Annotated in this window: 12 protein-coding genes and 1 pseudogene; 10 read left to right on the top strand and 3 right to left on the bottom strand. The window is 69.2% G+C overall.

All coding sequences use genetic code 11. The features are described from left to right. The 3 genes from AB0M99_RS36990 to AB0M99_RS36980 form a co-directional block, all read right to left on the bottom strand. Positions 1-878, bottom strand: an 878-nt coding sequence (locus AB0M99_RS36990; RefSeq protein WP_365928545.1) for an IS481 family transposase, incomplete at its 3' end; no start/stop codon positions are given. A gap of 138 nt (positions 879-1,016) precedes the next feature. Continuing rightward, the gene (locus AB0M99_RS36985; RefSeq protein ID WP_365928543.1) at positions 1,017-1,922 is read right to left on the bottom strand and encodes an NAD(P)-dependent oxidoreductase; all 906 of its coding nucleotides are present in this window, start codon (positions 1,920-1,922) and stop codon (positions 1,017-1,019) included. Between the two features lie 37 nt (positions 1,923-1,959). Next, positions 1,960-2,769 (bottom strand): alpha/beta hydrolase, encoded by an 810-nt coding sequence (locus AB0M99_RS36980; protein WP_365928542.1) that lies wholly within the window; start codon positions 2,767-2,769, stop codon positions 1,960-1,962. A 132-nt stretch (positions 2,770-2,901) separates the two neighbouring features. On the opposite strand from AB0M99_RS36980, the gene AB0M99_RS36975 reads away from it, so the two are divergent. From AB0M99_RS36975 to AB0M99_RS36930, 10 genes and pseudogenes are all read left to right on the top strand, one after another. Next, complete coding sequence (locus AB0M99_RS36975) at positions 2,902-3,372, top strand: MarR family transcriptional regulator (RefSeq protein WP_365928539.1); 471 nt, start codon at positions 2,902-2,904, stop codon at positions 3,370-3,372. A 132-nt stretch (positions 3,373-3,504) separates the two neighbouring features. Next, a complete protein-coding gene (locus AB0M99_RS36970; RefSeq protein WP_365928537.1) occupies positions 3,505-3,771 on the top strand; it encodes a hypothetical protein in 267 nt (88 codons plus the stop codon). A gap of 406 nt (positions 3,772-4,177) precedes the next feature. Further along, complete coding sequence (locus AB0M99_RS36965) at positions 4,178-4,810, top strand: hypothetical protein (protein WP_365928534.1); 633 nt, start codon at positions 4,178-4,180, stop codon at positions 4,808-4,810. Positions 4,811-4,997: 187 nt separating this feature from the next. Next, positions 4,998-5,582: an HTH domain-containing protein gene (locus tag AB0M99_RS36960; RefSeq protein WP_365928532.1), complete on the top strand. Its 585-nt coding sequence runs from the start codon at positions 4,998-5,000 to the stop codon at positions 5,580-5,582. A gap of 102 nt (positions 5,583-5,684) precedes the next feature. Beyond that, positions 5,685-6,455, top strand: coding sequence for a hypothetical protein (locus AB0M99_RS36955; protein WP_365928530.1), 771 nt, complete (start codon positions 5,685-5,687; stop codon positions 6,453-6,455). Further along, positions 6,452-6,718 (top strand): hypothetical protein, encoded by a 267-nt coding sequence (locus AB0M99_RS36950; RefSeq protein ID WP_365928527.1) that lies wholly within the window; start codon positions 6,452-6,454, stop codon positions 6,716-6,718. Before AB0M99_RS36955 ends, AB0M99_RS36950 begins: the two co-directional genes overlap by 4 nt. Before the next feature lie 411 nt (positions 6,719-7,129). Then, complete coding sequence (locus AB0M99_RS36945) at positions 7,130-7,519, top strand: hypothetical protein (protein WP_365928525.1); 390 nt, start codon at positions 7,130-7,132, stop codon at positions 7,517-7,519. A 423-nt stretch (positions 7,520-7,942) separates the two neighbouring features. Then, positions 7,943-8,305 (top strand): hypothetical protein, encoded by a 363-nt coding sequence (locus AB0M99_RS36940; protein WP_365928523.1) that lies wholly within the window; start codon positions 7,943-7,945, stop codon positions 8,303-8,305. A gap of 158 nt (positions 8,306-8,463) precedes the next feature. Continuing rightward, positions 8,464-8,769, top strand: coding sequence for a tail fiber domain-containing protein (locus AB0M99_RS36935; protein WP_365928521.1), 306 nt, complete (start codon positions 8,464-8,466; stop codon positions 8,767-8,769). A gap of 476 nt (positions 8,770-9,245) precedes the next feature. Next, positions 9,246-9,536 (top strand): annotated as a pseudogene (locus AB0M99_RS36930) (helix-turn-helix domain-containing protein); the annotation flags it as partial. Between the last annotated feature and the right edge of the window lie 224 nt (positions 9,537-9,760).

The raw sequence follows: 9,760 nt of genomic DNA, 5'->3' as shown, positions 1-9,760 counted from the left end.
TCGCAAACGGCTTCACTCGGCGGTGGGTTACCGGCCCCCTGGCGAAGTCCACGCCGAGTTCGAAGAATTGCGACTCGCTGCATGAATTGACCAGCAGATCCCTGTCCGGGAAACGCGAGGTCCCTCAGGCGGTAGGGGCGAGTGCGCTTGTGGGTGATCCCTGCTTTGGCCAGTGTGTCTGCCCAGGTGCGTGAGCGGTAGCACGAGCCGTTGTCCGTCAGGACGCGTTGGACGGTTAGCCCGGCTTGGCGGAAGAAGTGCTCTGCTCGGGTCCAGAACGCGGATGCGGTCTCCTTCTTCTCGTTGGCGAGAATCTCGCTGTAGGCGAGGCGGGAGTGATCATCGACGGCGTTGTGCAGGTAGCTGTATCCACCGCCGACGCGGTTCTTGCGGCCGGCTTGGCGGCCCAGGGCTTGGTGGCCGCCGCCGTCGGGGATGTTGCCGAGCTTCTTGATGTCGACGTGTATCAAGTCGCCTGGCGCAGCGTGCTCGTAGCGCCGGATGATGCGTCCTGTGGAACGGTCCAGGTGTGACAGGCGGGCGAGGCGATACCGGCTGAGCACTCGGTGCACCGTGGAGGGATTGAGGTCCAGGTGATAGGCGATGCGTGCTGGGCCCCAGCGTCGCAGGATGCGGATTTTGATGATGCGCCGCTCTGTGCGGGTCGGTGTCTGACGCGGGCTGCGGTGCGGGCGGCTGGAGCGGTCCGTCATCCCGGCGGGTCCCTGCTCGCGGTAGCGGTCGGCCCACCGTTTCGCTGTGGTGGGCGAGACCTGGAAGCGCTCTGCCGCACGGCGAAGCGGCCAATGATCTTCTACGACGCACCGGGCCAGGCGCAGGCGGCCGGTTTCGGTCAGGGGTGCGTTGCGGTGGGCCATGCAGGTCCTTCTGGTTCGGTGGACGGCAGCGGAACGGCCGGGCGCGCGAGTGATGTCTCGCGCACCCGGCCGTGGCGGGGAGGCCGTCGTGTGGTGGGGTGATGGCCGGAGTCGGGACGCCAGCCGGTCAGGGCCTGTTCAGTGAGTGGGCTGTGCCGCCTTCCAGGCACGGTAGTGCCGGTGGGGAGCGTCGGTGAAGGAAGGGTGGTGGGGGTGCCAGCCGAGGAGGCGGTGGGCCTTGGCGCTGGTGACGAGTTCGTCCTGGTCGGCGGCCATCTGCATCATGCCGCCGGCTTCGGCGCTGTCCTGGGTGATCTCGCCGGTGTAGCCGGCGGCCCGTACGGCGCTGTACTGCATGTCCAGGGCGGTCAGGCGCTGGTCATCGGCGATCACGAAGGTCTCGCCGTCGACGGCTGCGGGATTGTCGAGGATGCGGACGTAGGCGTCGGCGAGGTCGTCGACGTGGATCCAGCTCCAGCGCTTGGTGGTGTCGCCGTAGAAGACAGGCGTTCCTGCTTCGGCGGCGGCGAACCACTGGCCGGTCATGGAGGTCGTGGCCGGGCCTCCGTACATGAAGCCGGGGCGGACCACGGTGTGGGCGAGGCCGCTGGCGGCGAGTTCCTTCTCCAGGGAGAAGCGGAACCCGATGGGGCTGCCGGGGTTGCCGGGGGTGTTCTCGTCCATCAGGGGCAGTCCGGTGCGGCCGTAGGAGGAGATGCCGGTGGTGAACACCAGGTGGCGGCGGCGTCCGTCGCGTTCCTGGGCGGCGGCGAGTTCGGCGAACAGGCGCTGGTCGGCGCCGACCGGGTCGCTCATGTCCATCAGCAGGTGTACGACCGCGTCCGTGCCGTCGAGGTGGCCGCGCCAGGTGTCGGGCTGGGAGAAGTCCCCCTTCACGGCGGTGACTTCGTTGACCGCGAGGTCGCGCGCGGCCGGTGTGGTCGTGTCACGGGCCAGGCCCAGAACGGTGTGTCCGGCACGGGCCAGGGCGGCGGAGACTCGGCGGCCGGCGTAGCCGGTGGCGCCGATGACGAGGATCTGCATGGTGGTGCTCCGTTTTCGGTGTGGTGCGGGCAGTGCGTCAGGCGGCAGGGGTGCTGGTGAAGAAGCGGGCGAGTCGCTCGGCGGTCCAGCGGGGGTTGTCAGCGGCGAAGGTGTGGGCGGCGTCGGGGACGATGTCCTGACGCACGTCGCTCGCAGCCCGCCGGGCCCCGTCAAGGAGGATCTGCTGGGGTAGTCCGAACTCGCCGTTCAGGATCAGGACCGGCATGTCCAGGCGGGCGGCGTCCCGCGCGCTCCGCCCGTCTTCGAGCAGGGTGGCGTAGTGCTCGAACCCGCCGCGCATCGCGTCGGGGGCGGTGTAGGCGCGCAGCAGGTCGGCGCGGTCGGCGTCGGTGATTCCCCCGCGGCTCATCAGCGACCAGAAGCCCGACAGGTACGCCTCCTCCTTGCCCTCAGTGAGCATCGCCGCCAGGTCGCTCTGGGCGTGGAACCCGAAGTGCCATGAGCCGCCAGCAGCCGGGTTCATGTGCTCCTCCAGGCCGAAACCGGGCAGGAATGCCTCGCTGAGCACCAGCCGGGCCACGTCGTCCGGGTACGCCTGGGCCCAGGCGTGAGCGGTCATCGTGCCCACGTCCGTGCCGACCAGGTACGCCTGGTCGTGGCCGAGGTGGCGCAGGAGCTGGTGCAGGTCCTCGGCCTCGTCCCGCTTGGTCCAGTGCCCGTCCGGTACGGAGGAATCCCCGGAACCTCGCAGGTCGGGTGCGATGACCGTGAAGCCGTGCCCGGCCAGCAGTGGTATGACCGCCCGCCACTCGATCCAGCTGAACGGCCATCCGTGGAGCAGGACAACCGCAGGCCCGCTCCCGCCGATCACGTAGTGCAGCCGCACACCGTTGACCTCGGCATGGGCTGGTGCGAACCCTTCAGGTGCTGTCGTAGGAGACATCGTGCAACCGCCTTCTATTTGCTTGCTTAAGCAATTATCACTCCAGTTGCTTGCTTCGTCAAATAACCTGGACGGATGGACGCTCACCCCGCTGCGCTGACACCCGACGAACTGCTCCTCTGGCAGAGCCTGGGCCGCCTGGTCCACGCACTGCCCCGCGCGCTGGAGGAAGACATGGCCCGTGCAGGCGTCACCATGACCGAGTTCGCCGCCCTGCTGCTCCTCAGCGAAGCTCCGGACATGCGCATGCGCATGTCCGCCCTCGCCGACGCCTCCGGGCTCACCCCCTCCCGGATCACACGCGTCATCGACGGGCTGGCCAAGCACGGACTCGTTCGCAAGGAACGCCACGGCCAGGACGGCCGCGGAAACGAGGCGGTCCTCACCGACGCCGGACTGCACGCCATGCGGTCGGCCCAGCCCGCCCACCTCGCCAGCGCCCGTGCTCGCGTCCTCGACCACATCCCCCCGGACCTGATCGCACCACTTGCTCAGACCATCGCGACGCTCGCGGAAAGCCTGTCCCCCCAACACCGGCGCGCCTGACAGCACGGGCCGATCCGCACCGTCCCCCTCCGAGGCGAGGGCAATCAGCGCGGGTGCTTAAGCAGCCGTCACTAACCTGCATGGATAGAACAGCTAGGGCCTCTGGCAGGCACCGCGGACTCTCTGTTCAGCATGACGGGCGTCAATGTCAGGGAGAGCAGATGGCAGTTCCGGGTAGCCACGGCGAGGCTCGGCACCGTCGGGCCCCTGGTGGACGTAGGCGACTCGTCCGGCTGGGAGAAGGTGGCCCGCGCCGGGGACAGCCTGCTGTTCTACGAGGATGACGGAGACCCGCCCCAACGGGCCTACTCGGCCACGCTCGTCAACGGCCACTACACGAACGTCGGCCCCGTCGTGCCTGTACCAGCTGGCATCACACTCATTGAGGGCGGCGTGTAGCAGCCCACCGGACAGCTGCTGGCTGACCTGGCCGCCGTCGCGGACACCGCAGCCCTGCTGTACCTCCGCGAGCGGCTGTACGCGACGCAGCGACCTGCAGCCGGTGCGGCGGCGCCCCAGCCTCTTGGGACCGCGCAGAACGGGCACGTCGAGGCAGGCCGTACGGGGCGTCGGAGTGCGGCCCCCGTCGCGGCCCTGATGGCCGAGGCCGCACTCCGTACGTCGAAACTACCGGGTACCGGATCGAGCGCGAGAGCCGTTTTCGCTGGCCGGGCAGGTGACTGCGGAGCATCCGGATCGTTGTGCCGAGCGCTCATCGGGACGTTGGCCCCTTCCGCTCGGCGGCAGCCCCCGCCAGCCGCGCCTCCGTCGCCCGTGCCGCCCCTGAGCCCCCGAAGGCAGGACCATGACCCCGCCGTACGCCACTGAGAAGCAGCTGCTGGCCGCACTCGCCGCCCTGGGCATCGACGTTCCCGACGACTTGGGCTGGAGCAGCCACGACGCCGAGCTGCGCACCGCCGCTCTATGGGCCCTGCTCTGGCGCTCTGCGGGTGTCGGCTACGAGGAATCCATCGCCGGCCCCGGCCACGCCCGCGCCTACTACACCGGCCCCTGGGCGTGGCCCCTGGCCGAGGACCAGGCCCGCCGCGCCTGGTTCGAACTCGGCTTCGTCGACGACCGGCTGGGCTCCCTCACCATGACCGTGCCGCCCTGGTCGGTCGGACTTCCCCACGAGGATGCTCCCGACCCCACGGCAGCGACCAACGGATGGGCGTACGCCGCGAGCGCCGCCGTCAGCCTCGCACGGGCCCTTCTCGGTCCACTGCGGTGGATGTCGTCCGAGTGGGCCCCAGTCGCCATCTCTCAGGCTGGCTACGGGGTGCGCCGCCTCCAGGCCATCCTCGAGGAACTCGGCGACGCCACCGCACACCCCCGGTGCGAGCACTGCGGCGGCCTCCAACACATGGTTGCCGCTGTCCCCGAGTGCCGGGACTGCCTCGTCTCCGAGCCAGCCACCAAGACCGGGGCCGGCGAGTAGACGGCAGCCAGCGGGCGGGGCGCTCTCCGCCGGTTGCCTCCAGGCAACCGCAGTGGGCGTGTCCCGTACTTCCGGTTGCCCATAGGCAACCCGGGCCGACGAGCCCCTCTCCGGCAGCGCCCGGGGGGACAGCGGACTGGCGCCTCGTCGTCCCGCATCCACAGGCCAGGCCGCTTTTCATACAGTCATGAGCAACGACAACACCGCAGCGCGGGCCCTGCTGCGCGACAAGATCCTCGACGGCCTGCGACGCGCGGAGCGCACCCTGTTCACCCGTCCCGCGCCGAAATCCGCGCACGCTCGGATGAAATTCCTTCACACGCGCGAGGGCACTTCGAAGTCCCTGGCGGAGCGCCTGGGCGTCTCCCGTAAGACGGTGGACCGCTACCTCTCCGGAGCCACGAAGAAGCCGCAGAAGCGCCTCCAGGCCGCCCTGGAGCAGGAGACCGAGGCGGAGTGGCAACCGCAGGTCAGAGCGCAGGCAAGGCAGCGCGCGGCCACCTCGGCGGGGCTCGTCATCTCGATCACCGCATACTTCGGGTTCGGTTCGGAAGGCTCTGACGCGGGCCGGATGCGGGACATCCAGGCCGCCGTATCACCCTCCCACGCCGCCGCGATCCTCGCCGCCAGGGACACCGGCGCGACGGACAGCGAGCTGCATGACCGCGTCGCAGAGGCCATAGCGGACGCCTATTTTCGCGTCGAAGGCGGCGGACGCGCGGGCCTGAAGGTACGAATCGAGGCAGTCGAGCGGTTGGATATCGCGTTTTAGCTACGAGGAATTCACCCCTGCTATAAACCTGGAATGACAGCCCGCCGTCGTGTACTTGGGCGGCGGGCTCCCTTTTCGTTTCCGTGGTGAAAGCGAGAGCTGATGAGCACGACCGATGGCTGGCGGCGGCCGCGCCGCGTCCCCGACGCCCGCGCCCAAAGCCCACGCACGCCCATCGACCCGGCGAAGATCGGCCGCTCCTCGGTCCGGCGCCGCGCCCGGGGCATGACGCACCGCGAGGCGTTCCAGGCCCTCGCCGACGCCGAGCTGGAGGCGCACCTGGACCGCCGGCACGAAGAGGCCGCCGACCACAGCGACCGCCGCGCGGCCGAGCTCGCCGAGTGGCGGCGCATCGCAGAGTTCCTCGTGCGGGTCGGCGGCCCGTACGACCCGGACGAGGACGCCGTCGTCCAGGAGGAGCTCGCCGCCGAAGCCGCGGCCGCCGAAGCCCGGGAGGCCGAGCAGCGAGCGGCGGCCCGAGTCGCCGCCCGCGCCGACCAGCTCCAGGCACTCCGTGAGCGGGGCACCCTCGAGCAGACCGAACCCCGGGAAGGCGATGAGGCCGCCCGCGACGAGCTCACCCGCCGCGCCGGGTCGTACGTACAGCTGGACATCGATGCCTGGCTCGCCCGCGCACCCGCCGCGCACCGCGGCCACTACACCGACCCGGCCGCCCGCGAAGCCGCCGCCGGCCTGCTGCACCCGCCGGTCCTCGCCCACGCCGCGCTGCTCGCCGCCCTCACCCAGCTCGTCCCCGGCACCGACGTCGACCAGCTGCCGTTCGTGGCCCGGCTCGCTGCCGCCGATGCCGAGGCCGTCGGCGATCTCGCCGCGTTCCTCACCCGCGCGCTCACCGCGGGGAGCCCGGCATGAACCACGGCCAGGAGCAGGAGGTCGTCGCCGTCTGGGAAGAGCACAGCGCCATCGGCCACCACTACGAGGAACTGCGCGCCGACGGGACGGTCGACGCCTGGACGGAGCCGCCCTTCGGTGAGACCCGGTACCCCGGCGAGGACGACCCCAACCACAACCCGATCTGCTCCTGCCCCGGGCAGTGGCCGCTCGCCTTCTGCCTGGAGTGCGCCGGCTGCTCCAGCTGCGGGCAGTGCCCGTGCAGCCGCCCGTGCCTGTTGTGAGTCACCCGGAGCGACAACAACACCCCTCACAGCCCGCCTCACACCCGGCTGTGAGGTCAGGGCAAAATGCCCCCATATGTCCTGTTGGCCTATGTGGTAGCAGCCTGTTTTCCCAGTGGCCAGGATCGCGAAGGGTGTTGTGAGCCGGGTGGCCACAGAACATGTCACGCTCACCCAGCGTCACACCGGAGGTGTCACGCCCGCCTGTCACGCTCGCCGGGCAACGGGAAGGACCGCACCGCCGAATGTCCGAATTGAATCTTTTGGGATGGCGGCGCGGTGTCCTGTGCCACCGATCCTTGACCGATTGCCATCGAAGTTGAACCACTCCACGGTTCGTGCCATCGAACCTTGACCGCCCTGGTCAGGGCCTCACGGGGCGTTGTCAGCCTCCTGCTGGATGATCTGGCCATGCTGATTGCGACCAACGAGCGTGGCCACGTGGTGAAGCGCGCCACTAAGCCTGCCATCGGGACGATGCTGGCCAACCTGCGGCGGGGCAACGCCCACATGGTCGTGGAGCGGGCGGACGGGGAACGGCCCGGCGACTGGTACATCCAGGTCCTGCTGCGCGAGAACAACACCTACCAGCTCGAATACCGGAACGGCGTGGCCGAGCAGCACTTCCAGACCATGACCGTTTCGCAGGAGAAGGTCCTCGCGGCGCTGCTCGGCTGGGCTGTCTCGAAGCCGGGCTGGCAGGACGGCTTCATGTGGAACAACATCGGCGAGCAGTTCAGCTCCAGCGACCAGGAAACACCGGAGTCGGCCGACGGTACGAAGCAGGCTGCGAAGCCCTGAGCCGTCTGACCAGGGCGGTCAAGGTTCGATGGCACGAACCGTGGAGTGGTTCAACTTCGATGGCAATCGGTCAAGGATCGGTGGCACAGGACACGCGGGCCCGAACCCCCGCTCCAGGGCTCCTCCGGCGTGACACCCGGCAGCGTGACACCCCGGCCGGCACCCGCGCCCTCCATCACGCTCCGCTTCCATCGTGACCGGCACGGCCGCACGCCCGATCGCGGGGGAGCACTCTGGAAGGGTGCGCACGAAGGACGTACGGGTCGGCCAGATGTCCTGTCGCAGCGAAGGTTGACCATTCTCACTGAAGTTTGACAACGCAGGTCGGGCACTGGGGCTCTCTGCGGGGCCGTGCTGCGCTGGTGTGCCGCCTCATGGAGGATGGGACGCACCGTAGTCGGCTAGCTACAGAGGGAGTGTCTCGTGGTCAAGAAGAAGGAAGCGTCTGCGGAGGAAGCGTCAACGAGCGAGGGCGTTCGCTTGATCTCGGATCCGGGCGGCGAGGAGGCCGAAGCTCCTCCGAAGGCGGAGGAGGCCCTGAGCGCCGGGACGCTGACGATCCGGTACGTGAACGACACTCCGGAGATCACGGTCACCGGCGGTACAGGCATCCCCGGCGAGATCGTCGTTGTTGATGCGCAGGGGAACCCGGTGGCCCTCTACACGGGCAGTGCGCTGCCCGACGCCCCCCACGCAGAGAGCCGCTTCCAACCCCACGGCAGCTTCCTTCCCCACGGCAGCGCAGCCCGCATCCCCGGCGTTGTCGTCCCCGTCGTCGGCATTTAGTCAGATCGGGCATTGAAGCGGGATGTTGTCGGGGTGGTGTGGGAGTAGTGCGTGCTTGGCTGGCGCGGTTCGCTGTGGCCCGTCGTAGTACGGGTCCGGCGGCCGCGGCCGGCCCCGCGGCCGAGGCGACCGGGGGCGCGGTGTGCGACGGTGAGCCGGTGAACGGATTCCGGGTGCTGGAAGCGGCTCTGGCGCTGCCGGTGAGTGCGTGGCGCTATCACTGGGATCCGGATCATGTCCGGCACCTGGGCCCGATGGCGCAGGACTGGTGGGACGCCTTCGGGGTCGGCGAGAACGACAGGACGATCTGCTGCACCGACACCAACGGAGTGGCGATCGTATGCATTCAGGCTCTCCACCGGCTCCTGGCAGAAGCACGGCAAGAGACCGCAGAGCTGCGCCGGCGCCTCGAAAGGCTGGAGCAGCGCGTTGCCGCCGAGGACTCGGCTCGCGCGCACACCTGATCATGGATGCCGAGGGTCCTCCCGCTGCTCTCGGGCGGGACTCTCGGCGGGTGGTCAAACTTCAGTGTGGCTCTGTTCATGTCGCAGAGCAGCGTTTCGACAGCAGTTCGGGAGGCAGCGCCCGCGTCGGATGTTCACGAGAACGGACAGCACTGCGGTGGTGGCCGGCAGGACGCCGTCTGTGGGCGTCGTCTGAAAAGTGGACCGGGATCGACACATGAAAGTTGGCTCTGTCCCACATTCGGTGGTGACGGAACGTCATCGGAGAATGGGCTGGTCGACTGGGGCGGACGCCTATCCAAGCCGGCTGCGGATCATCCTGCGAATCCGAGACCCGGGGCCCTGCACGACGAGCCGAACTGGGTCTATCGCTGCGCGTGACGATCGTCGCAGTACGTCACCACCGGATGTGAGACAGAGCCTGAAAGTTGACCCCCTCCGGCGGTCTGGCTCGTTGGGCCAGGCCGGGAGGATGGGTGATCAGCGTGGACGACTGGGCCGTGATCCGGCGGTTGCACCGGGCCGAGAAGATGCCGGTCAGAGCGATCGCGCGGAAGCTGGGGATCTCCAGGAACACGGTGCGGCGGGTGGTGGCGAGCGACGCGCCGCCGAAGTACCAGCGGGCTCCGAAGGGTTCGATCGTGGACGCGGTCGAGCCGCAGATCCGCGAGCTGCTTGAGCAGTGGCCGGATATGCCGGCGACGGCAATCGCCGAGCGGATCGGCTGGAGCCGGAGCATGACCGTGCTCAAGACCCGTGTCCGCGAGCAGCCGCCCGCCCTCCGGGGGCGGGCTTCCGCGCTGGCAGCCCGACCGCCGAGCGCGGCGAAACACGGACCAGACAAGCGTCACTCATCCAGCCACGCTCGGTCGCTTGCTCGTTGCTGACCCACGCTCCTAGTGCCGCATCAGGCAACATTCGCCCTGCCGTGACGTGGGCGGGATCCGTCCCGCTGTTCGCGAGGTCGGTCGGGTGTAATCCCAGTGGCGCT

The sequence above is a fragment of the Streptomyces sp. NPDC051183 genome, from assembly GCF_040682455.1.
Taxonomy (GTDB): domain Bacteria; phylum Actinomycetota; class Actinomycetes; order Streptomycetales; family Streptomycetaceae; genus Streptomyces.
Note: the sequence above shows the minus strand (reverse complement) of the source record. Positions and strands in the feature narration are given on the sequence as shown.

What these genes read in the sequence shown, in the direction of transcription:
- AB0M99_RS36945 (WP_365928525.1), top strand. Translation starts at nt 7,130, where the DNA reads ATGCTGATTGCGACCAACGAGCGTGGCCACGTGGTGAAGCGCGCCACT.
- AB0M99_RS36970 (WP_365928537.1), top strand. Translation starts at nt 3,505, where the DNA reads ATGACGGGCGTCAATGTCAGGGAGAGCAGATGGCAGTTCCGGGTAGCC.
- AB0M99_RS36965 (WP_365928534.1), top strand. Translation starts at nt 4,178, where the DNA reads ATGACCCCGCCGTACGCCACTGAGAAGCAGCTGCTGGCCGCACTCGCC.
- AB0M99_RS36985 (WP_365928543.1), bottom strand. Translation starts at nt 1,922, where the DNA reads ATGCAGATCCTCGTCATCGGCGCCACCGGCTACGCCGGCCGCCGAGTC.
- AB0M99_RS36975 (WP_365928539.1), top strand. Translation starts at nt 2,902, where the DNA reads ATGGACGCTCACCCCGCTGCGCTGACACCCGACGAACTGCTCCTCTGG.
- AB0M99_RS36955 (WP_365928530.1), top strand. Translation starts at nt 5,685, where the DNA reads ATGAGCACGACCGATGGCTGGCGGCGGCCGCGCCGCGTCCCCGACGCC.
- AB0M99_RS36950 (WP_365928527.1), top strand. Translation starts at nt 6,452, where the DNA reads ATGAACCACGGCCAGGAGCAGGAGGTCGTCGCCGTCTGGGAAGAGCAC.
- AB0M99_RS36960 (WP_365928532.1), top strand. Translation starts at nt 4,998, where the DNA reads ATGAGCAACGACAACACCGCAGCGCGGGCCCTGCTGCGCGACAAGATC.